This window comes from Pseudomonas mangrovi (assembly GCF_003052585.1).
In the GTDB taxonomy this organism is placed as follows: domain Bacteria; phylum Pseudomonadota; class Gammaproteobacteria; order Pseudomonadales; family Pseudomonadaceae; genus Aquipseudomonas; species Aquipseudomonas mangrovi.
Genome location: NZ_QASN01000017.1, coordinates 253,124 through 278,648, shown reverse-complemented (window position 1 = coordinate 278,648; position 25,525 = coordinate 253,124). Strand labels below are relative to the sequence as shown.

Here is a 25,525-nt window from a genome sequence, read left to right as displayed (position 1 = left end):
CCCGTATGGGTGAGTCAGTGCGAAGTGCCTTCGGCGAACTCGATCTTGTTGCCGACGTTGTACTTGCCCGAGGGCTTGTTCATCGGGATGCGCTTGACCTCTTCCAGGGTCAGGCTGTCGTAGACGATCAGCGCGCCGTCGCGGTCCCAGACGCTGAGCAGCAGGTACTTGCCGTCGCGGCTGAACTCGACGTGGGCGGCGTTCTTGCCCGGCATCGGCCGCAGGGTCTTGGCGATGCTCAGGCTCTGCTTGTCGATCAGGTGCACGGCGTCGTTGTTAGGCCCGAAGAACACGTCGGTCCAGGCGTAGCGTGAGTTGGCATGGCTGCGCATGAAGAAGCCCGGGCCCTCGGTGGGAATTTCCTTGATCAGTGTCCAGGTCTTGGGGTCGAGCACCGAGATCAGCCCCTGGCTGACGTTGGGCGTGGCGAACACCCACTCTCCGTTGCGCTTCCAGTAGATCCCCGAGCCCAGATGCGGCATGCCCGGCAGCGGGATGTCGGTGATCGCTTCGCCGCTGTCCAGGTCGATCACCTGACCGCCGTGGGCCTGGCGCGAGGTGGCCAGCAACTGGCGGTAGTCGGGGGTGAAGGAGAAGTCGTCGAGAAAATCGCGCGCAGCGATGCGCCGCGGTTCGAGCGGCGGGCTGTCGTCGCTGCTGCCGGCGTAGGACAGTTCCCAGACTTCGCGCACGTCCTTCAGCGCGACCACGAAACTGCCTCGCGGCGGCGCGGTGTAGACCGCGCTGACCCGCGACGGCGTGCCATCCGCGGCCTGCGCCGGAATCACCTGGCGCAGGCTCAGGTCGCGGGCATCGAGCAGCACCAGGTTGCCCGGCAGGTAGTTGCCCACCAGCACCCAGCGGCCATCGTTGCTCACCGCCAGGTTGCGCGTGTTCAGCCCGGCGCGCACCTCGGCGACCATGCGCAGGTTGTGCAGGTCGTACTGGCTGACCCAGCCATCGCGCGAGGCGAAGTAGACGAAACGACCGTCGGGGGAGAACTTCGGCCCGCCATGCAGGGCGAAATGCGACGCAAAGCGTGCCAGCGGCTCGAAGCGGTCGCCGTCGAGGATGGTCACGTGGTGGTCGCCGGCTTCCACCACCACGAACAGGTTGAGCGGGTCGGCGTCGTGCTGTGGTGTGTCCGGCAGGCTGGCAAGATCGGCCAGCGGGCGGTGGCTGGCGCGGATGTCGGCGTCGCTCCAGGTCGGCGGCACGGCTGCTGGGCGGTACAGGTAGTCGCTCAGCGCGGCGATCTGCGCCTCGTCGAGTAGCGTCTTGTAGGCGGCCATCTGGCTGGCCGGGCGACCGTCGCGAATGACGCTGCGGGCTTCCTCCGGCTTGATCCGCGCCAGGCTCTCGGGCAGCAGCGCCGGGCCGGCACCGCCGAGGCGGTCCTGGCCGTGGCAGCGCTGGCAGTGTTGCTGGTAGAGCGCCTCGGCCGTGGCGTCTGCGGAGGCGGCCGCGGCGGGCTGCCCGGCGTGGGGCACGGCCTGTTCCAGTGCCACCGAGGTCGCCACCGGCACGGCGGCGACCAGCAGGATAAGGGCGAGATTCAGCCGCATGAGGCCTCCTTGAACACCGTGCGCGGCGCGCGCAGGCGCGCCGGGAATTCGATCTGCTGCTCGGCGAACAGACCGACCACCTTGCCGATCACCGTCAGCACCGGGGTGGCCAGCTGGTTGTCACGCGCCAGCTGCGGCAGCTCGGCGAGGGTGCCGCGCACCACCTGCTGGTCGGCGCGGGCGCCCTGGCCGATCAGCGCCGCGGGGGTATCCGGCGCCAGGCCGGCAGCGATCAGGTTGCGCGAGATTTCCTCCAGGCTGGCCAGGCCCATGTAGAACACCAGGGTCTTGGCGGCATCGGCGAGGCTGTCCCAGGGCAGGTCGAGGGCGCCGTCGCGCTGCAGGTGGCCGGTGATGAACTGGCAGGAGTGCGCCAGGTCGCGGTGGGTCAGCGGGATGCCGGCATAGGCGCTGCAGCCGGCGGCGGCGGTGATGCCCGGGACCACCTGGCAATCGATGCCGTGTTCCAGCAGGAACTCCAGCTCTTCGGCGCCGCGGCCGAAGATGAACGGGTCGCCACCCTTGAGCCGTACCACCCGCAGACCCTGGCGAGCCAGGTCGACCAGCAGCTGGTTGATCTGCTCCTGCGGCAGGCTGTGGTAGCCGCTGGCCTTGCCGACGTAGTGGCGCGCGCAGTGTCCCGGCAGCAACTGCATCAGTTGCTCGCTGACCAGGCGATCGAAGACCACGGCGTCGGCCTGCTGCAGCAGGCTCCAGGCGCGCAGGGTAAGCAGACTCGGATCGCCGGGACCGGCGCCGACCAGGGCGACTTCACCAGGCAGCAGCTGTGACTGCAGCGCGGCGGGTAGGGTGAGCGGCTGTTGCATGGCGACTCCTTGGTTCTCATCAGGTCCTGCCGCCCGTCTGCGCGGGCTGGCGGCACGGTAGTCAGACGGCAGCGCAGGGAATGCGCAGGGGCGCCGGCAGACCGATCTCTTCGTCGGTCAGGTAGCAGCCGGGGTCTTCGGCCCAGAGGTCGCCCTCGGCCCAGGCTCGGGTGCGGGTGTTGCCATTGCAGATGCCCAGCCAGCGGCACTGCCCGCAGCGGCCGCCGATGGCGCGCGGGTGCTGGCGCAGGCGCAGCAGCAGCGGGTCGGGGTGGTCCAGCCAGAGGTCACGGAAGGACTGGCGGCGGACGTTGCCGACGCAGTGCTGCCACCAGTAGGTGTCCGGGTGCACGTCGCCGATGTTGTCGATGTTGGCGATGCCGGCGCCGGAGGCGTTGCCACCCCACTCGCGCAGCAGCTGCTCGAGCCGGTCGCGCTGCTGCGGCAGGCGCTGTTCGGCCCACTGCAGCAGGAGGACGGCGTCGGCGTCGTTGTTGCCGCTGACGAAATCGCTGTCGCGGCCCTCCTGGATGTCCTGCCAGGCGCGCTCGAAGATCAGCCACATGGCGTCGCGGGTCATCTGCGCATGGGCGTCGGCCTTGCGGCTGCGCTTGCCACGACCGCTGTAGTTGAGGTGCGAGAGGTAGAACTTCTGCACGTCATGCGTGCGCATCAGTTCGAGCAGAGCCGGCAGTTGGGTGTGGTTGTACTGGGTCAGGGTGGTGCGCAGGCCGACGCGGATGTTACGCGCGCGGCACAGGTCGATGGCGTGCATGGACGCGGCGAAGCTGCCCTTGAGTCGGCGCCAGTGGTCATGCACCTCTTCCAGGCCGTCGATGCTGATACCGACGTAGTCGTAGCGGGCGGCGGCGATGCGCGCGATGTTCTGTTCGTCGATCAGGGTGCCGTTGCTCGACAGGGCGACATAGAAGCCCTTGTCGCGGGCGTAATCGGAAAGCTCGAAGATGTCCTCGCGCAGCAGCGGCTCGCCACCGGAGAGGATCAGCACGCGCACGCCGGCGGCATGCAGGTCGTCGATCACCTTGAGCGCTTCGGCGGTGTCCAGCTCGTCGCGGAACTCGCTGTCGGCCGAGGTGGCGTAGCAGTGCCGGCAGGTCAGGTTGCAGCGCCGCAGCAGGTTCCAGATCACCACCGGCGGGCGCGTGCTGCCAGGTTTGGCGCTGCGCGGCGGCGGGCTTTCGCCCGCCAGGCTGCGCAGGTAGTGACTGATCCTCAACATGGCTGATTCCTCCTGCGCAGCGCGCATTCTCAGGACCGAGAATCCCCCACGGCGGATGCGGGCTCCTTGATCGAACGCAAGCAAATCGGCCGCCGCGACATACCTCCAAGGAGAGTGGTGCGCTCGCTCGCCAAGGATCAGGCTGCAGCACTATTTCGCTTGATCCTGGAGGCTTTCGTGCTGACTCATCTGGATTCCGCCGGCCATGCGCACATGGTCGATGTCGGCGACAAGCCGCTTGCGCAGCGTGAAGCGCTGGCCGAGGCGCGAGTGCGCATGCAGCCGCAGACGCTGCAGCTGATCCAGCAGGGCGGGCACGCCAAGGGCGACGTCTTCGCCGTGGCGCGGATTGCCGGCATTCAGGCAGCCAAGCGCACCGCCGAGCTGATCCCGCTGTGTCATCCGCTGGCGCTGAGCCAGGTCAGCGTGGCGCTGTTCGCCGAGGAGCCGGACGCGGTACGCATCCGCGCGCGCTGCCGGCTGGCGGGGCAGACAGGCGTGGAAATGGAGGCGCTGACCGCGGCCAGCGTCGCCGCGCTGACGCTCTACGACATGTGCAAGGCTGTCGATCCGGGCATGTGCATCGAGCAGCTGCGCCTGCTTGAGAAGCACGGCGGCAAGAGCGGCGCCTGGCACGCCGCGGGCTGATCGAGTCGTCGCGGCCTGCCGCCCGGGCGGGGGTACCTCCACCGGGGAATGGCGCCACAGCGGCCCGCGCCGCAGGCTCGCGGCAACACTTTCCCTGAGGAGCGCCCATGGGCCATCTTGCCGAGCAGGCCTTCCAATCCCTGCGCATCGCCGTACTCACGGTCAGCGACACCCGCACCCTGGCTACCGATACCTCCGGCCAGACCCTGATCGAGCTGCTCGAGGCCGATGGTCATGCGCTGGTGGAGCGAGCGATCGTCACTGACGACATCTACCAGATTCGCGCGCGCCTCTCGCAGTGGATCGCCGACCCGTTGGTACAGGTGGTGATCCTCACCGGCGGTACCGGCTTCACCGCGCGGGACAACACGCCGCAGGCGGTCGCGCCCCTGCTGGACAAGCAGGTCGAAGGCTTCGGCGAGCTGTTCCGCCAGGTCTCGCTGGGCGAGATCGGCACGGCGATGATGCAGTCGCGCGCCCTGGCCGGGCTGGCCAACGCCACCCTGGTCTGCTGTCTGCCCGGCTCACCCGGCGCCTGTCGTACCGGCTGGGTGCATCTGTTGCGGCCGCAGCTGGACAGCCGAACCCGTCCCTGCAACTTCGTGGCGCATCTCAAGCGGCTGCCCGAGCGCGCCGTGCAGGCGTGCGGGAGCCGGGCATGAAGGGCTGCGATTGCGGCACCCCGAGTGACCGCCTGCTGCCGGTGGACGAGGCGATTGCCGAGCTGCTGCAGCGGGCGCCGGCGCCGCCCGCGGTCGAATCGGTGGGTCTCGAGCAGGCGCTCGGTCGGGTCCTGGCCGAGCCCATCGTTGCGCCCTTCGACCTGCCGCGCTGGGACAACAGCGCCATGGACGGCTACGCCCTGCGCCAGGCCGATCTGCCCCAGGGCGGCGTGCTGCCGTTGGCCGGGAGGGTGGCGGCTGGCGATGGCGCCGAGCAGCGCCTGCCCGCCGGGCATGCCATGCGCATCTTCACCGGCGCGCCGTTGCCGCAGGGTGCCGACAGTGTCATCGCCCAGGAGGTCTGCGAGGCGCTGGGAGACAGCGTGCGCCTGCCGGCCAGCGAACCCGGCAGCCATGTCCGCCGCCGCGGCGAGGAGCTGCGCCGCGGCGAGCCGGTGCTGGCCGCCGGACAGCGCCTGCGCCCGCAGGATCTCGGGCTGCTGGCCAGCCTTGGCCTGGCGCGGGTGCCGGTGCATCGGCGCTTGCGGGTCGGCCTGCTCAGTAGCGGTGACGAACTGCGCGAGCCGGGCCAGGTGCTGGCGCCGGGGCAGATCTACAACGCCAATCGCTACAGCATCGGCGCGCTGCTGCGCGGCCTGGGGCTGGAGGTGCACGACTACGAGGTGCTCGCCGACGAGCTGGCGGCCAGCCGCGATGCGCTGAGCCTGGCGGCCTCGGAGTGGGACCTGCTGATCACCTCCGGCGGGGTCTCCGTCGGTGAGGAGGATCACCTCAAGAGCGCCATCCGCGAGCTGGGCAGCCTGCATCTGTGGCGTCTGGCGATGCAGCCGGGCAAGCCGCTGGCCTTTGGCGAGGTGGGTGGCAAGCCGTGGATCGGCCTGCCGGGCAACCCTGCGGCGGCGCTGGTCACCGCGCTGGTGGTGGCGCGACCGTTCCTGCTGCGCGCCCAGGGTGTTGCCGAGGTTGCGGTGCGGCCGCTGCGGCTGGTTGCGGGTTTTGACTGGATGCGCGCCAATCCGCGACGGCAGTACCTGCGCGCACGGATCGAGCCCGCCGCTGACGGCAGCAGCAGGGTGCTGATCCATCCACGCCAGGGCTCGGCGATGCTGCTGGCGGCCAGCTGGGCCGAAGGCCTGGCGCTGGTCGAGGCTGGCCGTACCTTCGAGGCCGGTGCGGCGGTCGACTTCCTGCCCTTCGCGGCGCTGCTGCACTGACCCCTTGATGCCGGTCAAGGGGTGGGCCTGTGCGTCTGCGTAGGCTTGCGCTTTCTCCGCCGAACCCCGTGCCGCACTGTGCGGCCGAAGCTGCCGGCCTGACCGGCCCAAAGGAGTGCTTCGATGCAACTGGTCTGCCCGGCAGGTAGCCTGCCCGCGCTCAAGGCTGCCCTGCGCCAGGGCGCCGACGCCATCTACGTCGGTTTTCGCGACGACACCAACGCCCGTCATTTCGCCGGCCTCAACCTCGACGAGAAGCAGCTGCAGAACGGCATAGAGCTGATCCGCCAGCAGGGCCGGCAGCTTTACGTGGCGGTCAATACCTATGCCCAGCCGGACGGCTGGGCGCGCTGGCAGCGCGCCGTCGATCATGCCGCCGAAATCGGTGTCGATGCGCTGATCGCTGCCGACCCGGGCGTGCTGGCCTACGCCAGTCGCCGGCATCCGAACCTCAATTTGCATCTGTCGGTGCAGGGCTCGGCGACCAATGCCGCCGCGTTGAGCTTCTACCAGCAACGCTACGGCATTCGTCGCGCGGTGCTGCCGCGGGTGCTGTCGCTGGCCCAGGTGAAGCAGGTGGCGGCGAAGAGTCCGGTGCCGATCGAAGTTTTTGCCTTCGGCAGCCTGTGCATCATGGCCGAGGGCCGATGTCATCTGTCGTCCTATCTCACCGGCGAGTCGCCCAATCTGTGCGGCGTCTGTTCGCCGGCCAAGGCGGTGCGCTGGGAACAGGACGCCGCCGGGCTGAGTTCGCGCCTCAACGGGGTGCTGATCGACCGCTACAGCGAGGGCGAGGCAGCCGGCTATCCGACCCTGTGCAAGGGCCGCTTCATGGTCAACGGCCAGCGCTTCCATGCCCTGGAGGAACCGACCAGCCTGAACACCCTGGATCTGATCCCGGAGCTGGCCGCCATCGGCGTCAGCGCGGTGAAGATCGAAGGCCGCCAGCGCAGCCCGGCCTATGTCGAGCAGGTCACCCGGGTCTGGCGCGAGGCGCTGGATGCCTACCGCCGCGCGCCCGCAGGCTTCGCCGTGCAGAACCACTGGCGCCAGGCACTGGCGGGTCTTTCCGAAGGCAGCCAGACCACCCTGGGTGCCTACCACCGTTCCTGGCAGTGAGGTGAACGCCATGCAACTGAGCCTCGGCCCGGTACTGTTCTACTGGGATCGCAACACCCTGATGGACTTCTATGCGCAGATGGCGACCCAGCCGCTGGACGTCATCTACCTGGGCGAGACGGTCTGCTCCAAGCGCCGTGCGCTGTCGCTGGACGACTGGCTGGGCCTGGCCCGCGAGATGCGCGAGGCCAGCGGTGCCGAGATCGTGCTGTCCGGCCTGGCGCTGGTCGAGGCGGCCTCCGAGCTGTCCAGCCTCAAGCGCCTGTGTGAGAACGGCGAGATTCGCGTCGAGGCCAACGACATGGCGGCGGTGCATTTCCTGGCTGAACGCGACCGGCCCTTCGTCGCCGGACCGGCGCTGAATCTCTACAACGGACATGCCTTGGCGGAGCTGGCGACCTGCGGCATGGACCGCTGGGTACCGCCGGTGGAGTGCTCCGGTGCACTGATTCGCAGCGCGCTGAACCAGCTTGAAGAGCTCGGCCTCCAGCGCCCGCAACTGGAGGTGTTCGCCTACGGCCATCTGCCGCTGGCCTACTCGGCGCGCTGCTTCACTGCGCGCGCGGAGAACCGGCCCAAGGACGACTGCGAGTTCTGCTGCCTGAACTATCCCGAAGGCATCGCCCTGCACAGTCAGGAAGGCGAGGCGCTGTTTACCCTCAACGGCATCCAGACGCTCTCCGCCAGCGTCAGCAACCTGCTCGCCGACTATGACCAGCTGGCCGCCAGCGGCGCCGACATCCTGCGCCTGAGCCCGCGGGCACAGGGCATGGACGAGGTGATCGCGGCCTTCGATGCCGTGCGCAAGGGCGGCCTGCCGCCGCTGGCGGTGGATGGCTGCAACGGCTACTGGCATGGCCGCCCCGGCATGCTGCGGGCCGAGGAGGCCGGACTGTGCTGAAGCCCACTGCCCTGCTGTTCGGCGCCGGTGACCGCCTGCTGCCGCTGCTTGCCCACCTGCCTTTCGCCATGCAGCGGTTGAGCCTGGAAGCCAGTCTCAACCGTCTGTTCGCCGAGCCCCTGGCCGACGGCGCTTTCGACATACTCGACGGGCGCTGGCTGCAGCTGTGCATTCCCGACCTGGGGCTGGGCTGGTTCCTCACCCAGAGCCATGGCCGCCTGCGCATCGCCCGCCAGGCCGAGGCCGACGTGCGCATCAGCGGCAACTGGCGCGAGTTCCTGCTGTTGGCCAGCCGCCAGGAAGACCCGGATACGCTGTTCTTCCGCCGCCGTCTGGTCATCGAGGGCGATACCGAACTGGGGCTGGCGGTGAAGAACCTGATCGACAGCCTCGACCCGGACCAGTTGCCGCCGCTGCTCTGGCGTCTGCTGCAGGGGGCCGGGCAGAAACTGGCGGAGCTGGCGCAGAGCGAGGCGGTAGTCAGCCGCAGTTGATCGAAGGGCGCTGCCTTGGCCCGGCAAATACTGTATATATGAACAGTATTTGCCGGAGCCTATATTCATGTCGAATCCGACCAAGGCCGTGCGTGGCCGCGGCACCGCCAGCAACCCGCACAATCGCTTCGCCCCGCACCTGAGCGTTGCCGAGGACGACGGCTGGCATCAGGAAGTGCCGCCCACGCGTGCCACCGAGGTGCGCAGCGAGCAGGCGCGCACGATCATCACCCGCAACCAGTCGCCGGACGTCGGCTTCGACCGTTCGGTGAATCCCTATCGCGGCTGCGAGCACGGCTGCATCTACTGCTTCGCCCGACCGAGCCACGCCTACTGGGACATGTCGCCGGGCATCGACTTCGAAACCCGATTGATCGCCAAGAGCAATCTGGCCGACCGCCTCGAGGTCGAGCTGAGCAAGCCGGGCTACGTTCCGCAACCGATCGCGCTGGGCATCAACACCGACGCCTACCAGCCGATCGAGCGCGAACAGCGGCTGACGCGCAGGGCGCTGGAAATACTGCTGCGCTATCGCCACCCTGTGCACATCATCACCAAGAGCAGCCTGATCCTGCGTGATCTCGACCTGCTGGTGCCGCTGGCGCAGCAACGCCTGGTGCGGATCGCCTTCAGCCTGACCACCCTGGATGACGAGCTCAAGCGAGTGATGGAGCCGCGCGCCGCCTCGCCCGTGGCGCGCCTGCGCGCCATGCGTGTGCTGCACGAGGCGGGTGTGCCGGTGGACGTGCTCTGCGCGCCGATGATCCCGGCGATCAACGACATGGAGCTGGAGCGCATGCTCGAGGCGGCGCGCGGGGCCGGCGCCGAGTCCGCTGGTTACGTTCTGCTGCGCCTACCGCTGGAAATCGCCGAGCTGTTCGAGGCGTGGCTGGCGCAGCACTTCCCGGCGCGCGCCGAGCACGTGATGAGCCTGATCCGCCAGTGCCGCGGCGGCAAGGCCAACGACAGTCGCTTCGGCAAGCGCATGCGTGGCGAGGGGCATTTCGCCGATCTGCTGGCCCAGCGTTTCTCCCTGGCGGCGCGGCGTCTTGGCTTTGCCCGGCGCTTCGAGGACGACGGTCTGGACTGCAGCCTGTTCGCCCCGCCGGGGCAGCAACTGAGCCTGATCTAGGGCTTTTCTGGCCACAGTTGTGCGTTTCCCGGAGGGAGACGGACAGCTGTGGGGCGACGGCGGGTGTGGTTGTCATGCAAAGCTTCAAGCATGTACGGCTTTTCCCACTACCTCCGGGAGAGGGATGTGTCAGGCGACTCGCTGCGGCTGCCGGATCAGGCCGCGCCGAGTTCCCTGCAGCACCAGCCAACCCTCATCCGGCGCGGTGCGCCACCTTCTCCCGCAGGGAGAAGGACAGCTGTGGGGCGATGGCGCGGTGTAGGCGTTGGCAGAGCTTCAGGCATGCACGCTTTTCCCTCTCCCGCCGGGAGCGGGTGCCGAAGGCGGGTGAGGGATGTGTCGGGCGACTCGCTGCCGCTTTCGAGCCTTGCTGTCGGAACCATAGAACGGCCTGGAAGGCGGAACTATCCATCTCGTCGGCTGCCCATGGCTCTGTTCGGTTACCGGCAGTGGGAGGGGCATTTGGATCTGATCGATCTGTTGCAGTGGCCGGCGATGGTCACCACCGTGCTGGCCGCCTGGCTGATCGGTTCACTCAAGCCGCGACGGCGGATGATCGGCTTCGTCTGCTTTCTGCTGAGCAACCTGCTCTGGGTCCTCTGGGGCTGGCCCCGGGAGGCCTGGGCACTGGTGCTGCTGCAGTTCTGTCTCGCCGGCATGAATCTGCGCGGCCTGCGCAAGAACGAAAAGTTGCGGGCGGCGCCGGCGGGCGAGGCTGCCGCCGCGGTCAGCCCGGAATCGTCTGGGCATTGAGCTGCAGATCCACGCCGAGCTGGCGTGACAGGCACGGCCAGCGCTTCCAGGCGGCCAGGGTGCGCGGATTGGACAGGCGCTCGCGATACTCGCGCACCGATGGTTCGCTGAAGGCCTGTTCATCCAGCAGACCGGCAACGATGTCCTCGACCTGGGCATCCAGGCGGTTGGCGCACTCTTCGCCGATCAGCTGATGGGCGATGAGGTTGGCCAGGGTGGTGTCCAGTGGAATCAGTGGCTGGCCCAGGTAGGTGATGTAGCGATCATTGATCTCCTCGATCAGGCGGTGGGCCAGATAGGACTCGTCGAGCAGGCCGATCAGGTCGTCAGCGACCGCGTCACCGTTCTGGGTCAGAAAGAAACCCTGGGCCAGACGCAGTACCGGCTTGAGTCGCGCCTCGATTCCAGCCTCGCGCGCCACCTCGTCGGCCGCCTCGAGCAGCTCCGGCACCTGTTCCACATAGGCGCTGACGAAACCGCCGAGCAAGCGGTCGGCGTCACCCTCATCGAGCCGTATGCTGCGGTGCAGCTGGGTTCGTCGCTGTTCGATATGTTGCGTCAGTTGCTCCCGGGCGCCAATGCGTGACTGCGCCTGCTGGATCAGCGCTCTGAGCGCGGGCGTATTCATGGCGAATTTCCGATGCTGCGGACAGGAGAACACCTTAGTCGCTGGAGCAGGGTCGCCAAGACGGGTTGGGAATAATCCCCACGCTTTTATCGAGGCTGGCTATAACAAGTAGAGGCAGGTCGCTTGGAAAATCATTATTCCGAGTGAATTGCTAGGTTGACCGGGCTGTCTATACTGCCCAGGCGATAGGCAAGCACTACTCCGAAAGCGATAGGCGTTACCTGATGGAACCGGACTGCTGTGGCAGGTTCAGGGTTTCGGCAGACGGCCAGCATTATCGGCAGCCGCTCCCTTGGCCGCAGGCATAGCCGGCGGGATAACAAGAAAGATAAGGGGAACCCGCAATGCAGCGACATCCACGTGTCTGGATGGGCATCCTTCTGTGGCTGATGGCCGGCGCCGTGCACGCCGACTGGACGGTCAACATGACGCCGGGCGTCACGGAAGTCAGTCGGACGGTCTTCGATCTGCACATGACGATCTTCTGGATCTGTGTAGTCATAGGCGTCCTGGTGTTCGGCGTGATGTTCTGGTCGATGCTGATGCATCGTCGCTCGACCGGACAGAAACCGGCCCACTTCCACGAAAACACTCGCGTCGAAATTCTCTGGACGGTGATTCCGTTGCTGATTCTGATCGGCATGGCGGTCCCGGCTACGCGCACGCTGATCCATATCTACGACACCTCCGAGCCGGAACTGGATATCCAGGTCACCGGCTACCAGTGGAAGTGGCACTACAAATACCTGGGCCAGGATGTCGAGTTCTTCAGCAACCTGGCTACACCGCGGGCGCAGATCGACAACCGCGCGCCCAAGGGAGAGCACTACCTGCTCGAAGTCGACGAACCGCTGGTGATCCCGGTCGGCACCAAGGTGCGCTTCCTGATCACCGCTGCCGACGTCATCCATTCCTGGGCGGTGCCGGCGCTGGCGGTGAAGAAGGACGCCATTCCCGGGTTCGTCAACGAATCCTGGACGCGTATCGACGAACCGGGCATCTACCGCGGCCAGTGCACCGAGCTGTGCGGCAAGGATCATGGCTTCATGCCGGTGGTGGTCGAGGTCAAGAGCAAGGAAGACTTCGCCGTCTGGCTGGCCGAGCGCAAGGAACAGGCGCTGGCGCTGAAGGAGCTGACCAGCAAGGACTGGACGATGGAAGAGCTGATGGCGCGTGGCGAGAAGGCCTATCAGACCGCCTGCGCCGCCTGCCACATGGCTGGAGGCGAAGGCCTGCCGCCGATGTTCCCGGCCCTCAAGGGGTCGCCGATCGCCGTAGGGCCAGTCGCCGAACACATCGGTATCGTGGTCAACGGCAAGCCCGGAACCGCCATGGCGGCGTTCGGCAAGCAGCTGTCCGAAGTCGACATCGCCGCGATCATCACCTACGAACGCAACGCATGGGGCAACAACGTCGGTGACATGGTCACCCCCAAAGACGTGTTGACCTTCAAGCAGGCTCAGGAATAGGAGAGGGCGAGATGAGTGCAGTGATCGATTCGCATGCCGCGACCGGGCATGACCATCACCACGGCCCTGCCAAGGGCCTGTCACGCTGGCTGCTGACGACCAACCACAAGGACATCGGCTCGATGTACCTGTGGTTCAGCTTTGCCATGTTCCTGCTCGGCGGCTCGATGGCCATGGTCATCCGCGCCGAGCTGTTCCAGCCGGGCCTGCAGATCGTGCAGCCGGAGTTCTTCAACCAGATGACCACCATGCACGGCCTGATCATGGTCTTCGGTGCGGTGATGCCGGCGTTCGTCGGCCTGGCCAACTGGATGATCCCGCTGATGATCGGCGCGCCGGACATGGCCCTGCCGCGGATGAACAACTTCAGCTTCTGGCTGCTGCCGGCGGCGTTCGGTCTGCTGGTCAGCACGCTGTTCATGGAGGGGGGCGGTCCGAACTTCGGCTGGACCTTCTATGCGCCGCTGTCGACCACCTATGCACCGGAGTCGGTGACCTTCTTCATTCTTGCCGTCCACCTGATGGGCATCAGTTCGATCATGGGGGCGATCAACGTGGTCGCTACCATCCTCAACCTGCGTGCCCCCGGCATGACGCTGATGAAGATGCCGCTGTTCGTCTGGACTTGGCTGATCACCGGCTTCCTGCTGATCGCGGTAATGCCGGTGCTGGCCGGGGTGGTGACCATGATGCTGATGGATATCCACTTCGGTACCAGCTTCTTCAGCGCCGCTGGTGGTGGTGATCCGGTGCTGTTCCAGCATGTGTTCTGGTTCTTCGGTCACCCCGAGGTGTACATCATGATCCTGCCCGCCTTCGGTGCGGTCAGCGCGATCATTCCGGCCTTCAGTCGCAAGCCGCTGTTCGGCTACACCTCGATGGTCTACGCCACCGCGGCGATTGCCTTCCTCTCGTTCATCGTCTGGGCGCACCACATGTTCACCGTCGGCATCCCGCTGACCGGCGAATTGTTCTTCATGTACGCGACCATGCTGATCGCGGTGCCGACCGGGGTGAAGGTGTTCAACTGGGTCAGCACCATGTGGCAGGGTTCGATGACCTTCGAGGCACCGATGCTGTTCTCGGTGGCCTTCGTCATCCTGTTCACCATCGGCGGCTTCTCCGGGCTGATGCTGGCGATCGCTCCGGCGGACTTCCAGTACCACGACACCTACTTCGTGGTGGCGCACTTCCACTACGTGCTGGTGCCCGGTGCGATCTTCGGCATCTTCGCCTCGGCCTATTACTGGCTGCCGAAGTGGACCGGCCACATGTACGACGAGACCCTGGCCAAGCTGCATTTCTGGATGAGCTTCGTCGGCATGAACCTGGCGTTCTTCCCGATGCACTTTGTCGGCCTGGCTGGCATGCCGCGGCGTATTCCCGACTACAACATGATGTTCGCCAACTTCAACATGGTCTCCAGCATCGGTGCCTTCATGTTCGGGGTCACCCAGCTGTTGTTCCTGTTCATCGTCATCAAGTGCATCCTCGGCGGTCGTCCGGCATCGGCCAAACCCTGGGATGGCGCCGAAGGGCTGGAGTGGAGCGTGCCGTCGCCGGCGCCTTATCACACCTTCAGTACTCCGCCGGACATGACCGATGAGCACGAACATCGTGCAGGTCCGTCGCATGGCTGAGTCCATTTCCACCGCGCGGCTGGTGCGCTACCTGCTGTTGCTGGTGGTGCTGATGTTCGGCTTCGGTTTCGCCCTGGTGCCGCTCTACGAGGTGATGTGCCAGGCGTTCGGCATCAACGGCAAGACTGCCGGCGCTTACGGCGGCGCTCAGGTGGTGGACGAAGCGCGCAGCGTGCGCGTGCAGTTTCTCTCGACCAACGCCGCCGGCATGGTCTGGCGCTTCGAGCCGATGAGCGACGAGATGGAAGTGCATCCCGGCGCGAGCATGGAAATGCTTTTCATCGCCCATAACCCGACCGACCAGCCGATGAGCGCCCAGGCGGTGCCCAGCGTGGCGCCGGCCCGGGCTGCCGCGTACTTCCACAAGACCGAGTGCTTCTGTTTCACCCAGCAGGTGCTGCAGCCGGGAGAGACCATCGAGATGCCGGTGCGCTTCATCGTCGACCGCGATCTGCCCAAGGATGTACACCATCTGACCTTGGCCTACACCCTGTTCGATATCACTGCGCGTACACCGCCGGCCGAACTGGCTGGCCGGTAAGGAGATAAAAATGACAAACCACGAGCAGTACTACGTTCCCGCCCAGAGCAAGTGGCCGATCATCGCCACCCTCGGCCTGCTGATCACCTTCTACGGGCTCGGCAGCTGGCTCAACGATCTCAAGGCCGGCCGCGACGAGTCGAGCGGACCGCTGATCTTCTTCGTCGGCGCGCTGTTCGTCGCCTACATGCTGTTCGGCTGGTTCGGCAACGTGGTCAAGGAAAGCCGCACCGGACTCTACAGTCCACAGATGGACCGCTCCTTCCGCTGGGGTATGACCTGGTTCATTTTCTCGGAAGTGATGTTCTTCACCGCCTTCTTCGGCGCGCTCTTCTACATCCGCTACTGGGCCGGCCCCTGGCTCGGCGGCGAAGGCGACAAGGGCATCGCCAACATGCTCTGGCCGGGCTTCGAGTACACCTGGCCGATGCTCGATACGCCCGATCCCAAGCAGTTCCCCGCGCCCAGCGGCGTCATCAGCGCCTGGGGTCTGCCGCTGATCAATACCATCCTGCTGGTGACCTCGAGCTTCACCCTGACCTTCGCCCACCACGCCCTGCGCAAGGACAAGCGCGGCCCGCTGAAACTCTGGCTGGCACTCACCGTGCTGCTGGGTGCCGCCTTCCTGGTGCTGCAGATCGAGGAATACATACATGCCTACACCGAGCTGGGGCTGACCCTGGGTTCGGGCATCTATGGCGCGACCTTCTTCATGCTCACCGGCTTTCACGGCGCCCACGTCACCATTGGTGCGCTGATCCTCACGGTCATGTTGGTACGGGTTCTGCGCGGGCACTTCACCGGCGAGCAGCATTTCGGCTTCGAGGCGGCGGCCTGGTATTGGCACTTCGTCGATGTGGTCTGGCTGATGTTGTTCGTCTTCGTCTACGTACTCTGAGCGGCTCAGGCAGCGCCGGGAATCAGCAGCTGACCTGAGTGGAAGCCCCAGACGAGAAGGGCAACGATCAGGCCGGCGAGGACCACGCGCAACGTGAGTGAATTGGCCAGGCGTGCAGAACGGCCTTCGTCCCTGACCAGGAAGAACAGGCCGCTGAACAGGCTGGCGCACATGGCCAGCAGCAAGAGGACGATCGCCAGTTTCAGCATGGGGTGACTCCGGGGGATGTGGATGCAATGCAGTATAGGCAGGCGCACGACGGCCGCGCGCAGCGGCAGGACGATAGCGGTGCGCGAGCTTCGGCATTCGTTGGCGGGGCACCCATGAGCCGCTTTCGTCCGGGCTGGATGCCTTCGCTGGTGGTGTTGGTACTGTTTCCCTGCCTGCTCTGGCTTGGCTACTGGCAGCTCACCCGCGCTGACGAGAAACGCGCTCTTACCGAACTGTTCGAAACCCGCCGCGAAGCCGCACCGGTCGATGTGGACACGCTGCTGAACGAGGCCGACATGGCCTATCGCCGGGTGCACATCCAGGGGCGCTTCGATCCTACGCACAGCCTGCTGCTGGACAATCGCACACGCAATGGCCAGGTCGGCGTCGAGTTGTTGCAGCCGTTCTTCGACGAGCCGAGCAGCCGCTGGCTACTGGTCAATCGCGGCTGGCAGCCCTGGCCGGACCGACGCAGTCGACCGGTGTTCAGCACTCCTGAAGGTCTGGTGAGTCTGTATGCCTGGGTCCAGGTGCCGTTGGGCAAGCCGCTGCGTCTGCAGCCGGAGCGGATTGACGCAGGGTGGCCGCGACTGGTGACCCAGGTCGAGCCGGAGCGCCTCTGGGCCCAGCTGCAGCGCAGCGGACTGGCCTACGAGCTGCGTCTGGAGCCCGGTCCTGCTGCGTTGCAGGCGGACTGGCCGGTGGTCTCGATGGCACCTGAAAAGCACCTTGGTTATGCCCTGCAGTGGTTCGCCTTGGCGATCGCCCTGCTCTGTCTGTTCATCTACCTCGGAATTCACAACGCACGGGAGAACAACAATGATGAATCCGGCCCTGAGCGTGAATGACGCGCCACCTTCGCGGCGCGGCCGCTGGCTGCTGCTGGCGCTCCTGGCGATCGTCCTCGGCCCTATGGTGCTCGCCAGTGCGATGTACCAGTGGCGTTTCTGGGTGCCGGAAACGCGTACCTATCATGGCGAGCTGATCGGTGACGGCAGCACCCGTGGCGATCTCGGGGTGCAGGCCGACGAGAAGCGTTGGCAGCTGTTGGTGACCGCGCCGCGGACCTGTGCCGAGGATTGCCGTCAGTTGGTCTACCTGGCTCGACAGATCCAGATCGGACTGAACCGCGAAACCGCCCGCGCCAGCCATGCCCTGGCGATCAGCGAGCCGTTGGCTGACGACTATGAGGCGACTCTGCAACGCGAATACCCGCAGTTGGGGCGTTACCTGCTGGACACCCAGGCCTATCGCAGCGAGGCCGAAGGCGATACGCCTGCGCTGTGGATCGTCGATCCGCTGGGCAATCTGGTCCTGCGCTACGACGTCAGCGCCAGCGGCCGCGCGATTCTCAAGGATCTGCAGCTGCTGCTGAAACTGTCGCGCATCGGCTGAACAGGAGAGCTATCGATGAGTCGACCCGGATTTCGCCTGGCACTGTTCGCCACGGTGCTGGCCGTAGTGGTGGTGCTGCTGGGCGCCTACACCCGGCTTACCCATGCCGGCCTGGGCTGTCCCGACTGGCCTGGTTGCTACGGCTTCCTCGGTGTGCCGATGAGCGAACACAAGCAGGTGCTGGCGGCCGAGCGTTTCCCAGACGCGCCGCTGGAGGTGATCAAGGGCTGGAACGAGATGGTTCATCGCTACTTCGCTGGCGCGTTGGGCCTGGTCATTCTCGGCCTCGCCGTGCAGGCACTGCGCCGCCGTCGCGAGCCTGGCCAACCCTTGAAGTTGCCGCTGGCGTTGCTGGCAATTGTCATCATCCAGGCAGCCTTCGGCATGTGGACGGTGACCCTCAAGCTCTGGCCGCAGATAGTCAGCGCACACCTTCTCGGCGGCTTCGCGACCCTGTCACTGCTGTTCCTGCTGAGCGTGCGCCTCTCCGGGCGGGTTCCGGCGATGGCGGCGGTGCCGCGTGTGCTTCGAGTCGTCGCGCGGGTCGGACTGCTGCTGGTGATCGGCCAGATCGCGCTGGGAGGCTGGGTCAGCGCCAACTACGCTGCGGTCGCCTGTACCGATCTGCCGACCTGCCATGGTGAGTGGTGGCCGGAGATGGACTTCGCCAGTGGCTTCAATCTGGCCCAGCATGTCGGCCCCAACTATCTGGGCGGCCAGCTCTATGGCGAGGCGCGCACCGCGATTCACATGAGCCATCGTCTGGGCGCACTGCTGGTCTGTGCCGTTCTGCTGCTGCTTGCCTGGCAGCTCTGGCGCAACCGACTGCCGCGCCTTGCCGGGCTACTGCTGGCGGCGCTGGCGCTGCAGATCGGTCTGGGCCTGAGCAATGTGCTGCTGCATCTGCCGCTGGCGGTGGCGGTGGCGCACAACGCTGGCGGCGCTGCCCTGTTGCTGGTTCTTGTACTGATCAACTATCGCCTGCGCAGGCCTGCCCTGCGCGTACCCCTACCCACTGCGGGCGAGGCCGACTGGACGCTTTCCGGTCAACCAAGCCGCGGCTGAAGCGAGGAGAAGAGCATGACGACTGCGACTCAAGCGCGTACCGCGCCGGCCAGCTGGCGCGACTACCTGGAGTTGACCAAGCCGCGGGTGGTGCTGCTGATGCTGATCACTTCGCTGGTCGGCATGTTTCTCGCCACCCGCGCGGGGGTGCCCTGGACGGTTCTGCTGTTCGGCAATCTCGGCATCGCGTTCTGTGCCGGCGCGGCGGCGGCGGTCAATCACGTGGTGGACCGGCGCATCGACGCGATCATGGCGCGCACCTACAAGCGTCCGGTGACGGCCGGGCGGGTTTCGCCGGTGGCGGCGCTGGTCTTCGCGCTGGTGCTGGCGCTGGCCGGAATGGCCCTGTTGCTGACCTTTACCAACGAGCTGGCGGCCTGGCTGACCCTGGCCTCGCTGCTCGGTTACGCGGTGATCTACACCGGTTTCCTCAAGCGTGCGACACCGCAGAACATCGTCATCGGCGGCCTGGCGGGCGCGGCGCCGCCGCTGCTCGGCTGGGTTGCGGTCACCGGGCATCTGTCGGCAGAGCCGCTGTTGCTGGTGCTGATCATCTTCGCCTGGACACCGCCGCACTTCTGGGCGCTAGCGATCCACCGCAAGGAGGAGTACGCCAAGGCGGACATCCCGATGCTGCCGGTGACACATGGCGAGCACTACACCAAGGTACACATCCTACTGTACACCTTCATGCTGCTGGCCGTCAGCCTGCTGCCGTTCGCCATCCACATGAGCGGGCTGCTCTATCTCGCGGCTGCACTGCTGCTCGGCGGGCGCTTCCTGCACTGGGCCTGGGTGCTGTACCGTGACGCCAAGCCGCACGCTGCGATCAATACCTTCAAGTACAGTATCTGGTACCTGTTTCTGCTGTTCATCGCGCTGCTCGTCGACCACTACCTGCTGTTCATTCCATGACCTCAATCCAGAAGACTGTCTTCGTCCTCATCGCCTGTGTCGCCCTTGTACTGGGACTCACGGTAAACAAGGTGCTCAACGGCAAGGGTGAGGCTGACCCGGCGGAGCTGCTGGATGCGGGCATTGTCATGCTGCAGAAATCGCGCAGCATGCCGGCGCTGCAGCTGACCGATCAGGAGGGCCAACCGCAGCGTCTGGATGAACTGAAAGGGAAATGGACGCTGGTGTTCTTCGGCTACACCTTCTGCCCGGACATCTGTCCGACCACGCTGGCCGAGTTGCGTCAGCTGCATGGCGACTTGCCCGCCGAAGCACGGGAGCAGTTGCGTGTGGTGATGGTCAGCGTCGATCCGCATCGCGATACGCCAGCGCAGCTCAAGCAGTACCTGGGCTACTTCGATGCCGGTTTCATCGGGCTGACCGGCGAGCCTGCGCAGATCCAGGAGGCTGCCAATGCGCTGGGAATTCCCTACATCCCCGGCGACAGCAGCCAGGAAAACTACACCGTCGACCACAGCGGCAACCTGGCGCTACTCGATCCCTCGGGCGAGCAGCGCGGCTTTATCCGCTCGCCGCTGCGGGTGCAGAAGCTGCAGGCACAACTGGCGCAGCTCCTGACCCGGCCCTGAGCGCAGATCAGAACGCGGGCAGTACTGCACCTTTGTACTTCTCCAGAATGAAGGCGCGCAGTTCCTCGCTCTTCAGCGCCTCTACCAGTTTCTGCAGCGCCGGATCGTCGCGCTTGTCCTGGCGAGTGACCAGGATGTTCACGTAAGGCGACTCCGCACCCTCGATCACCAGCGCATCCTTGGCCGGGTCCAGGTCCGCTTCCAGCGCATAGTTGGTGTTGATCAACGCCAGGTCGACCTGATCGAGCAGCCGCGGCAGGATCGCGGCTTCCAGCTCGCGGATGCGGATCTTCTTCGGATTGTCGGCGATGTCACGGCGCGAGGCAGTGGTGCCGGCGCCCTCATGCAGGCTGATCACTCCCGCGTGCTGCAGCAGGAGCAGGGCACGACCGCCGTTGGTGGGGTCGTTGGGAATGGCGACGTGCGCGCCTTCAGGCAGCTTTTCCAGGCTGTCGATACGCTGGGAGTAGGCGCCGAATGGCTCGATATGCACGTTGGCGACGCTCACCAGCTCAGCCTGACGCGCGGCGTTGAAGTCGTCCAGATAGGGCTGGTGCTGGAAGAAGTTGGCGTCGAGGTTGCCTTCGGCCACCTGCACGTTCGGCTGCACGTAGTCGGTGAATACCCGCACCTTGAGCTCGATCCCGGCTGCGGCCAGCTGCGGTTTCACGAATTCGAGGATCTCCGCATGCGGAACCGGGGTGGCGGCGACTTCGAGGGTCTGCGCCTGGACGCCGAGAGCGACCAGCGAGGCCAGCAGGCCGAGCATTTTCTTCATCAGTGAGCTCCTTTGGGCGATGCCCTGTTCATTTGTGCGAGAAGCGCGCCACCAGCCGGTCGCCGGACATCTGCAGCAGCTGCACCAGCACTAGCAGCAGGATGACGGTGAGCCACATGACGTCTGGCTGATAGCGGTGATAGCCGTAGCGCACGGCCAGGTCGCCGAGGCCGCCACCACCGACCAGACCGGCCATCGCAGTGTAGGACACCAGGGTAATGGCAGTGACGGTCGCCGCCGCCCAGAGCCCCGGGCGGGCCTCCGGCAGCAGGGCGCGGAAGATGATCTGCGACGTGGTCGCGCCCATCGCCTGGGTCGCCTCGATGATGCCGCGGTCGACTTCGCGCAGCGCGGTCTCCACCAGGCGCGCGAAGAACGGCGTGGCGCCCGCAACCAGTGGCGGAATGGTGCCGGCGAGACCGACCTTGGTGCCCATCAGCAAACCGGTCAACGGCATCATCAGAATCAACAGGATGATGAAAGGCAGCGAACGCACGATGTTCACCAGCAGCGAGATGGCGTTGTAGAGGGTGCGCTGGGCTGGTCGGTCGCTCTGCCCGCTGAGAAACAACAGCACGCCCAGCGGCAGGCCGAGGATGACGGTGAAGAGCATCGAGCCACCGAGCATCAGCAGGGTGTCGAGGCTGGCTTCCCAGATTTCCGGCCAGTAGACGTTGGGCATCAGCTCTTCGATCATCGCAGCACCTCCAGCGTTACTTCGGCTTCCTCAAGACGTTGCAACGCCAGCGTCTGGTCGCCGCCCTGCAGCGCCAGGGTCAGCTGGCCGTAGGGCATCTCGCGGATGCGGTCGATGCGCCCGGCGAGGATGCTGTAGTCGATGCCGCTCTCGCGGGCGATTCGACCGAGCAACGGCGCGTAGGTCGCCTCGCCCTTGAAGGTCAGGCGCACGATACGGCCCTCGACGTGCTGGAAATCGTCGTTCTGTTCGCCCTCATCGACATGCTCGGCCTCGCGAACGAAACGTCGCGTGGTCGGATGCTGCGGATGCAGAAACACGTCGCTAACCGGGCCCTGCTCGACCACGCTGCCGCCATCGAGCACGGCAACCCGGTCGCATACCCGGCGGATCACGTCCATCTCGTGGGTGATCAGCACTATGGTCAGGTTGAGCTCGCGGTTGATCCGCGCCAGCAGGTCGAGCACCTGGGCGGTGGTCTGCGGGTCGAGGGCGCTGGTGGCTTCGTCGCAAAGCAGGATCTTCGGCTGGGTGGCCAGGGCGCGGGCGATGCCGACACGCTGTTTCTGGCCGCCGGACAGTTGTGCCGGATAGCTCTTGGCGTGCGCCTCAAGGCCGACCCGCGCCAGCAGCTCGGCAACTCGCGCGTCTATCTGCGCACGACTCGACTCGCCGGCCAGCTGCAGCGGCATCGCCACATTCTCCGCGACCGTCCGCGAGGACAGCAGATTGAAGTGCTGGAAGATCATGCCGACCTGGCGCCGAAAGCGTCGCAGGCCGGCGTCGTCGAGAGCCGTGACGTCTTCGCCGTCGACCCGTATGCGCCCGCCGCTTGGCTCTTCCAGGCGGTTGATCAGACGCAGCAGGGTGCTCTTTCCGGCGCCCGAGTGGCCGATCAGACCGAACACCTCGCCGGCCCGAATGTTCAGGTCGGTGGGCTGTAGCGCGGCGATTTCGCGGCCTGCGGCGCGGTAGGTCTTGTAGACGTCTTCAAATTCGATCACGTGACGAACCTTTTGGGTACGTGGGCCGGGGCGACTGGTGGCGATTCTGGTGGATCGCTCCTGCGTCCGAGCCTGGTGGTTTCGAGTAGCGCCCGGTCAGCGCGCCGGTGTCAGCACCAGGCGCGGCGGCTGATCGGGCTTGAGCGATTGAATCATGCTCGGGCTGAAGCCGGGATCGAGGCGCTTCACCCGCGCCGAGAGCAGCGCCGCGACCCAGGGGAAATCCTTCGCCTGGCGCACTTCGATGCGTACCGAACAGTTGTAGGCCACCACGTCGCGAGCGACATAGTCCATGAGATTGCGCAGGGCGTCGTTGTCCTGGCTGTCGAGCATCGGCAGGTTGATTACGCTGCTGGCGGCCCTGGGGTCGATCAGTTGAGCGCGTTGTGGCTGGCGCGCGACTGGAGTTCTTGTCGCCGCTGCCTGTTCCGCCTGCAGGCCGGCAGCCTGGCGCGCGGCCAGCAGCTGTTGCTGGCGCAGTTGCTCCTGACGCTCGGCTTCCTCAGCGCTGGCTTGCTGGCGCTGCCTTTCGGCGCGATCGATCTGCCGGCGGCGGGCATTGGCGATGGCGTCGTCAAGACCGCTGGTCAACGCCGGCGCATGGGGCATCAGGCTGCGGGCCTTGGCCAGGGATTGGGTGGCCTTATCCAGATTGCCGCCCTGCAGCGCAGCGGTGCCTTGGGCCATGTACGCGTCGGCCAATTGCCGCTGATAGGACTCCAGGCGGGTGTCGGTGGAGTTGCGCTGTTGTAGCGTATTCAGGCGCTCTTCGGCCTGATCCAGGCGACCTGCGGCCAGATCCTGATCGAGCAGACGCATGGTTGCGATGCTCTCATCGACGGGTGCCTGATAGGGCACCGGGGCGGTCTGACAGGCAGACAACAGCAGCGAAAAGACCAGAACGGGGAGGCAACGGGAGGCGAACGACATCATTTCTGCAGGTCTCGAATTGCGCAAAAAACGCGCAAGTCTACACCGCGCGTCTAGGCATCACAAAGCTCAGCAGGAATAGCGCAGCAGCGGAAACCACGATTGACGGACCAGCGGGGGTGTCTTCGAACCAGGACAGTGTCAGCCCGCCACCAACCGCGATCATCCCCAGCAGGCTGGCGCCCGCGGCCATCTGCTCCGGGGTACGTGCATGCCGCTGGGCAGCTGCAGCGGGAATGATCAGCAGCGAGGTGATCAGCAACACGCCGACGATCTTCATCGCCACCGCAATCACCACCGCGATCAGCAGCATCAGCGCCAGGCGAATGCCGGCGACCGGCAGACCCTCGACCCTTGCCAGCTCCTCATGCACGGTGATCGCCAGCAGCGGTCGCCACAGCGGCACCAGCATCAGCAGCACCAGCGCGCTGCCGGCGAGAATCCAGACCAGATCGGTGAAGCCCACCGCCAGCAGATCGCCGAACAGGTAGCTCATCAGATCGATGCGCACGTCCTGCATGAAGCTCAGCACCACCAGGCCGAGTGACAGGGTGCTGTGGGCGAGTATCCCGAGCAGGGTGTCGGAGGCCAGCGGCTGGCGTTGCTGCAGGGTTACCAGCAGCAACGCCAGCAGCACGCAGCCGACGGTCACCGCGAGTATCGGGCTGACATCCAGGATCAGACCGAGCGCCACGCCGAGCAGTGCGGCGTGGGCCAGGGTGTCGCCAAAATAGGCCATGCGCCGCCAGACCACGAAGGAGCCCAGCGGACCGGCGACCACGGCCAGGGCCAGGCCGGCGAGAAGTGCGTTGATCAGGAAGTCAGGCATCAGTGTTTGCAACTCGGGCCGTGGACGTGCGCAGGGCCGTGGATCGTCAGCGCCGGTTGCTCGATTACCGCGCCGTGCAGATCGTGAGCGTGATCGTGGTGATGGTGGTAGACCGCCAGGCTGCGAGCATCCTGGCCGAACAGTTCGAGGAAGGCCGGATCGCCGCTGACCTGTTCCGGATGGCCGGAGCAGCACACATGCTGGTTCAGGCAGATCACCTGATCGGTCGCGCTCATCACCAGATGCAGATCGTGAGAGACCATCAGCACGGCGCAGCCAAGACGGTCGCGCAACTGTGAAATCAGTCGATAGAGTTCCGCCTGGCCGGATACGTCGACACCCTGTACCGGTTCGTCGAGCACCAGCAACTGTGGCTGGCGCAGCAACGCGCGGGCCAGCAGGACGCGCTGCAGCTCACCTCCGGAGACCTGCTGCAGCGGGGTGTCCAGCACCTGGGCTGCGCCCACCTCGGCCAGCGCGGAGATCGCCATGGCGCGGTCCACGCCGGGAACCAGGCGCAGGAAGCGCAGCACGCTGAGCGGCAGGGTCGGATCGACCTGCAGCTTCTGCGGCATATAGCCGATGCGCAGGCGGGGCCGGCGCCAGACCGAGCCTTGCTGCGGCTCGAGCAGGCCCAGCACGGTGCGCACCAGAGTCGTCTTGCCCGCGCCATTGGGGCCGATCAGCGTGACGATCTGCCCGGGCTCCAGGGCCAGGCTGACATTCTGCAGGGTGGGCTTGCCGGCGAAGCTGACGCTGACATCCTCGACCCGAATCAGTGTCTGACTCACGCGACCTTCCTGCACTGGGTGCAAAGACCGACCACCTCGACGGTCTGGCTCTCGACGCTGAAGCCCACCTCCGCCGCGCCGGCGACGATGGCGCTGCTGATCTTCGGCTGTTCCAGTTCGATGGCGGCATGGCAGCTGCGGCAGATCAGGAACTGTCCCTGGTGGGCGTGCTCCGGATGGGTGCAGCCGATGAAGGCATTGAGCGAGGCGATGCGATGCACCAGACCGTTTTCCAGGAGGAAGTCGAGAGCGCGGTAGACGGTGGGGGGCGCTGCGCGGCGGCCGTCCTCTTCGCTCAGTACGGCGAGGATGTCGTAGGCACCCAGCGGCTTGTGGCTCTGCCAGACCAGCTCCAGGACGCGCTTGCGCAGCGCCGTCAGGCGGACGCCGTCGCGCGCGCAGAGCGCCTCGGCTTCAGCCAGGGCGCCGCTGACGCAGCGCGAGTGATCATGCGGCAGGCATGCCAGTGGCGGCTTGTGGGTGATCGGCTTGAGCATGGGCGGCGACGTCCTCGGCAAGAGACGTTATTC

29 protein-coding genes are annotated in these 25,525 nt (G+C 66.0%); 17 read left to right on the top strand and 12 right to left on the bottom strand.

Annotated features, from left to right (window positions below; genetic code table 11):
* Positions 1–14 precede the first annotated feature (14 nt).
* From DBO85_RS10240 to nirJ, 3 genes are all read right to left on the bottom strand, one after another.
* Entirely contained in the window at positions 15–1,565 is a 1,551-nt protein-coding gene (locus DBO85_RS10240; RefSeq protein WP_108107158.1) for a nitrite reductase, read from the bottom strand.
* The gene (gene cobA, locus DBO85_RS10235; protein ID WP_108107157.1) at positions 1,556–2,392 is read right to left on the bottom strand and encodes a uroporphyrinogen-III C-methyltransferase; all 837 of its coding nucleotides are present in this window, start codon (positions 2,390–2,392) and stop codon (positions 1,556–1,558) included. Before cobA ends, DBO85_RS10240 begins: the two co-directional genes overlap by 10 nt.
* 61 nt (positions 2,393–2,453) lie before the next feature.
* A complete protein-coding gene (nirJ, locus tag DBO85_RS10230; RefSeq protein WP_108107156.1) occupies positions 2,454–3,632 on the bottom strand; it encodes a heme d1 biosynthesis radical SAM protein NirJ in 1,179 nt (392 codons plus the stop codon).
* Positions 3,633–3,809: 177 nt separating this feature from the next.
* Here nirJ and moaC point away from each other — a divergent pair, with 177 nt between their 5' ends.
* From moaC to DBO85_RS10190, 8 genes are all read left to right on the top strand, one after another.
* The gene (gene moaC / locus DBO85_RS10225; RefSeq protein ID WP_108107310.1) at positions 3,810–4,280 is read left to right on the top strand and encodes a cyclic pyranopterin monophosphate synthase MoaC; all 471 of its coding nucleotides are present in this window, start codon (positions 3,810–3,812) and stop codon (positions 4,278–4,280) included.
* A gap of 107 nt (positions 4,281–4,387) precedes the next feature.
* Entirely contained in the window at positions 4,388–4,942 is a 555-nt protein-coding gene (moaB, locus tag DBO85_RS10220; RefSeq protein ID WP_108107155.1) for a molybdenum cofactor biosynthesis protein B, read from the top strand.
* The gene (locus DBO85_RS10215; RefSeq protein WP_108107154.1) at positions 4,939–6,177 is read left to right on the top strand and encodes a molybdopterin molybdotransferase MoeA; all 1,239 of its coding nucleotides are present in this window, start codon (positions 4,939–4,941) and stop codon (positions 6,175–6,177) included. The genes moaB and DBO85_RS10215 overlap by 4 nt, the downstream gene beginning before the upstream one ends.
* A 123-nt stretch (positions 6,178–6,300) precedes the next feature.
* Positions 6,301–7,296: a ubiquinone anaerobic biosynthesis protein UbiU gene (gene ubiU / locus DBO85_RS10210; protein ID WP_108107153.1), complete on the top strand. Its 996-nt coding sequence runs from the start codon at positions 6,301–6,303 to the stop codon at positions 7,294–7,296.
* 10 nt (positions 7,297–7,306) lie between these two features.
* The gene (locus DBO85_RS10205) at positions 7,307–8,197 is read left to right on the top strand and encodes a U32 family peptidase (protein ID WP_108107308.1); all 891 of its coding nucleotides are present in this window, start codon (positions 7,307–7,309) and stop codon (positions 8,195–8,197) included.
* Entirely contained in the window at positions 8,191–8,691 is a 501-nt protein-coding gene (gene ubiT / locus DBO85_RS10200; protein WP_233356591.1) for a ubiquinone anaerobic biosynthesis accessory factor UbiT, read from the top strand. The genes DBO85_RS10205 and ubiT overlap by 7 nt, the downstream gene beginning before the upstream one ends.
* A 67-nt stretch (positions 8,692–8,758) precedes the next feature.
* A complete protein-coding gene (locus DBO85_RS10195) occupies positions 8,759–9,823 on the top strand; it encodes a PA0069 family radical SAM protein (RefSeq protein ID WP_108107152.1) in 1,065 nt (354 codons plus the stop codon).
* 426 nt (positions 9,824–10,249) lie between these two features.
* Entirely contained in the window at positions 10,250–10,576 is a 327-nt protein-coding gene (locus DBO85_RS10190) for a hypothetical protein (RefSeq protein WP_407681461.1), read from the top strand.
* Here DBO85_RS10190 and DBO85_RS10185 read toward each other — a convergent pair.
* Positions 10,551–11,204, bottom strand: a complete 654-nt coding sequence (locus DBO85_RS10185) for a hypothetical protein (RefSeq protein WP_108107151.1) — start codon at positions 11,202–11,204, stop codon at positions 10,551–10,553. The two genes, DBO85_RS10190 and DBO85_RS10185, sit on opposite strands and share 26 nt — an antisense overlap.
* Positions 11,205–11,548: 344 nt before the next feature.
* On the opposite strand from DBO85_RS10185, the gene coxB reads away from it, so the two are divergent.
* Genes coxB through DBO85_RS10165 form a run of 4 tightly spaced genes read left to right on the top strand, consistent with a single transcriptional unit; the run spans position 11,549 to position 15,752 of the window.
* Positions 11,549–12,673, top strand: coding sequence for a cytochrome c oxidase subunit II (gene coxB / locus DBO85_RS10180; RefSeq protein ID WP_108107150.1), 1,125 nt, complete (start codon positions 11,549–11,551; stop codon positions 12,671–12,673).
* Between the two features lie 11 nt (positions 12,674–12,684).
* A complete protein-coding gene (gene ctaD, locus DBO85_RS10175; RefSeq protein WP_108107149.1) occupies positions 12,685–14,313 on the top strand; it encodes a cytochrome c oxidase subunit I in 1,629 nt (542 codons plus the stop codon).
* A complete protein-coding gene (locus DBO85_RS10170; protein ID WP_108107306.1) occupies positions 14,306–14,854 on the top strand; it encodes a cytochrome c oxidase assembly protein in 549 nt (182 codons plus the stop codon). The genes ctaD and DBO85_RS10170 overlap by 8 nt, the downstream gene beginning before the upstream one ends.
* Positions 14,855–14,864: 10 nt before the next feature.
* Positions 14,865–15,752, top strand: coding sequence for a cytochrome c oxidase subunit 3 (locus DBO85_RS10165; RefSeq protein ID WP_108107148.1), 888 nt, complete (start codon positions 14,865–14,867; stop codon positions 15,750–15,752).
* Between the two features lie 5 nt (positions 15,753–15,757).
* Here DBO85_RS10165 and DBO85_RS10160 read toward each other — a convergent pair whose 3' ends face one another.
* On the bottom strand, positions 15,758–15,961 hold the full coding sequence (locus DBO85_RS10160; RefSeq protein ID WP_108107147.1) for a twin transmembrane helix small protein: 204 nt from the start codon (positions 15,959–15,961) through the stop codon (positions 15,758–15,760).
* 114 nt (positions 15,962–16,075) lie between these two features.
* On the opposite strand from DBO85_RS10160, the gene DBO85_RS10155 reads away from it, so the two are divergent.
* From DBO85_RS10155 to DBO85_RS10135, 5 genes are read left to right on the top strand one after another with little or no spacing between them, the layout of a single operon-like run.
* Complete coding sequence (locus tag DBO85_RS10155; protein WP_108107146.1) at positions 16,076–16,810, top strand: SURF1 family protein; 735 nt, start codon at positions 16,076–16,078, stop codon at positions 16,808–16,810.
* Positions 16,785–17,357, top strand: a complete 573-nt coding sequence (locus DBO85_RS10150) for a hypothetical protein (RefSeq protein WP_108107305.1) — start codon at positions 16,785–16,787, stop codon at positions 17,355–17,357. The genes DBO85_RS10155 and DBO85_RS10150 overlap by 26 nt, the downstream gene beginning before the upstream one ends.
* Positions 17,358–17,372: 15 nt before the next feature.
* Positions 17,373–18,422, top strand: coding sequence for a COX15/CtaA family protein (locus DBO85_RS10145; protein WP_108107145.1), 1,050 nt, complete (start codon positions 17,373–17,375; stop codon positions 18,420–18,422).
* 15 nt (positions 18,423–18,437) lie between these two features.
* Complete coding sequence (cyoE, locus tag DBO85_RS10140) at positions 18,438–19,337, top strand: heme o synthase (protein WP_108107144.1); 900 nt, start codon at positions 18,438–18,440, stop codon at positions 19,335–19,337.
* Complete coding sequence (locus tag DBO85_RS10135) at positions 19,334–19,966, top strand: SCO family protein (protein WP_108107143.1); 633 nt, start codon at positions 19,334–19,336, stop codon at positions 19,964–19,966. The genes cyoE and DBO85_RS10135 overlap by 4 nt, the downstream gene beginning before the upstream one ends.
* 7 nt (positions 19,967–19,973) lie before the next feature.
* Here the strand turns inward: DBO85_RS10135 and DBO85_RS10130 are convergent, their stop codons facing one another.
* The 7 genes from DBO85_RS10130 to zur form a co-directional block, all read right to left on the bottom strand.
* Positions 19,974–20,744 carry a MetQ/NlpA family ABC transporter substrate-binding protein gene (locus tag DBO85_RS10130; protein WP_108107142.1) on the bottom strand — a complete coding sequence of 257 codons (771 nt, stop codon included), beginning with the start codon at positions 20,742–20,744 and terminating at the stop codon, positions 19,974–19,976.
* A 28-nt stretch (positions 20,745–20,772) separates the two neighbouring features.
* A complete protein-coding gene (locus DBO85_RS10125; RefSeq protein ID WP_108107141.1) occupies positions 20,773–21,441 on the bottom strand; it encodes a methionine ABC transporter permease in 669 nt (222 codons plus the stop codon).
* On the bottom strand, positions 21,438–22,445 hold the full coding sequence (locus DBO85_RS10120; protein WP_108107140.1) for a methionine ABC transporter ATP-binding protein: 1,008 nt from the start codon (positions 22,443–22,445) through the stop codon (positions 21,438–21,440). Before DBO85_RS10120 ends, DBO85_RS10125 begins: the two co-directional genes overlap by 4 nt.
* Before the next feature lie 96 nt (positions 22,446–22,541).
* The gene (locus DBO85_RS10115; RefSeq protein ID WP_325051550.1) at positions 22,542–23,264 is read right to left on the bottom strand and encodes a hypothetical protein; all 723 of its coding nucleotides are present in this window, start codon (positions 23,262–23,264) and stop codon (positions 22,542–22,544) included.
* A 151-nt stretch (positions 23,265–23,415) separates the two neighbouring features.
* Positions 23,416–24,204 carry a zinc ABC transporter permease subunit ZnuB gene (znuB, locus tag DBO85_RS10110; RefSeq protein ID WP_108107138.1) on the bottom strand — a complete coding sequence of 263 codons (789 nt, stop codon included), beginning with the start codon at positions 24,202–24,204 and terminating at the stop codon, positions 23,416–23,418.
* Positions 24,204–24,995, bottom strand: a complete 792-nt coding sequence (znuC, locus tag DBO85_RS10105) for a zinc ABC transporter ATP-binding protein ZnuC (protein ID WP_108107137.1) — start codon at positions 24,993–24,995, stop codon at positions 24,204–24,206. The genes znuB and znuC overlap by 1 nt, the downstream gene beginning before the upstream one ends.
* Positions 24,992–25,492, bottom strand: coding sequence for a zinc uptake transcriptional repressor Zur (gene zur / locus DBO85_RS10100; RefSeq protein ID WP_108107303.1), 501 nt, complete (start codon positions 25,490–25,492; stop codon positions 24,992–24,994). Before zur ends, znuC begins: the two co-directional genes overlap by 4 nt.
* Positions 25,493–25,525: the final 33 nt, after the last annotated feature.

Bases quoted from the DNA above. Each gene is read 5' to 3' on its own strand.
- DBO85_RS10240 (WP_108107158.1), bottom strand. From the start codon at position 1,565: ATGCGGCTGAATCTCGCCCTTATCCTGCTGGTCGCCGCCGTGCCGGTG.
- cobA (WP_108107157.1), bottom strand. From the start codon at position 2,392: ATGCAACAGCCGCTCACCCTACCCGCCGCGCTGCAGTCACAGCTGCTG.
- nirJ (WP_108107156.1), bottom strand. From the start codon at position 3,632: ATGTTGAGGATCAGTCACTACCTGCGCAGCCTGGCGGGCGAAAGCCCG.
- moaB (WP_108107155.1), top strand. From the start codon at position 4,388: ATGGGCCATCTTGCCGAGCAGGCCTTCCAATCCCTGCGCATCGCCGTA.
- DBO85_RS10215 (WP_108107154.1), top strand. From the start codon at position 4,939: ATGAAGGGCTGCGATTGCGGCACCCCGAGTGACCGCCTGCTGCCGGTG.
- ubiU (WP_108107153.1), top strand. From the start codon at position 6,301: ATGCAACTGGTCTGCCCGGCAGGTAGCCTGCCCGCGCTCAAGGCTGCC.
- DBO85_RS10205 (WP_108107308.1), top strand. From the start codon at position 7,307: ATGCAACTGAGCCTCGGCCCGGTACTGTTCTACTGGGATCGCAACACC.
- DBO85_RS10195 (WP_108107152.1), top strand. From the start codon at position 8,759: ATGTCGAATCCGACCAAGGCCGTGCGTGGCCGCGGCACCGCCAGCAAC.
- DBO85_RS10190 (WP_407681461.1), top strand. From the start codon at position 10,250: ATGGCTCTGTTCGGTTACCGGCAGTGGGAGGGGCATTTGGATCTGATC.
- DBO85_RS10185 (WP_108107151.1), bottom strand. From the start codon at position 11,204: ATGAATACGCCCGCGCTCAGAGCGCTGATCCAGCAGGCGCAGTCACGC.
- coxB (WP_108107150.1), top strand. From the start codon at position 11,549: ATGCAGCGACATCCACGTGTCTGGATGGGCATCCTTCTGTGGCTGATG.
- ctaD (WP_108107149.1), top strand. From the start codon at position 12,685: ATGAGTGCAGTGATCGATTCGCATGCCGCGACCGGGCATGACCATCAC.
- DBO85_RS10170 (WP_108107306.1), top strand. From the start codon at position 14,306: ATGGCTGAGTCCATTTCCACCGCGCGGCTGGTGCGCTACCTGCTGTTG.
- DBO85_RS10165 (WP_108107148.1), top strand. From the start codon at position 14,865: ATGACAAACCACGAGCAGTACTACGTTCCCGCCCAGAGCAAGTGGCCG.
- DBO85_RS10160 (WP_108107147.1), bottom strand. From the start codon at position 15,961: ATGCTGAAACTGGCGATCGTCCTCTTGCTGCTGGCCATGTGCGCCAGC.
- DBO85_RS10155 (WP_108107146.1), top strand. From the start codon at position 16,076: ATGAGCCGCTTTCGTCCGGGCTGGATGCCTTCGCTGGTGGTGTTGGTA.
- DBO85_RS10150 (WP_108107305.1), top strand. From the start codon at position 16,785: ATGAATCCGGCCCTGAGCGTGAATGACGCGCCACCTTCGCGGCGCGGC.
- DBO85_RS10145 (WP_108107145.1), top strand. From the start codon at position 17,373: ATGAGTCGACCCGGATTTCGCCTGGCACTGTTCGCCACGGTGCTGGCC.
- cyoE (WP_108107144.1), top strand. From the start codon at position 18,438: ATGACGACTGCGACTCAAGCGCGTACCGCGCCGGCCAGCTGGCGCGAC.
- DBO85_RS10135 (WP_108107143.1), top strand. From the start codon at position 19,334: ATGACCTCAATCCAGAAGACTGTCTTCGTCCTCATCGCCTGTGTCGCC.
- DBO85_RS10130 (WP_108107142.1), bottom strand. From the start codon at position 20,744: ATGAAGAAAATGCTCGGCCTGCTGGCCTCGCTGGTCGCTCTCGGCGTC.
- DBO85_RS10125 (WP_108107141.1), bottom strand. From the start codon at position 21,441: ATGATCGAAGAGCTGATGCCCAACGTCTACTGGCCGGAAATCTGGGAA.
- DBO85_RS10115 (WP_325051550.1), bottom strand. From the start codon at position 23,264: ATGCGTCTGCTCGATCAGGATCTGGCCGCAGGTCGCCTGGATCAGGCC.
- znuB (WP_108107138.1), bottom strand. From the start codon at position 24,204: ATGCCTGACTTCCTGATCAACGCACTTCTCGCCGGCCTGGCCCTGGCC.
- zur (WP_108107303.1), bottom strand. From the start codon at position 25,492: ATGCTCAAGCCGATCACCCACAAGCCGCCACTGGCATGCCTGCCGCAT.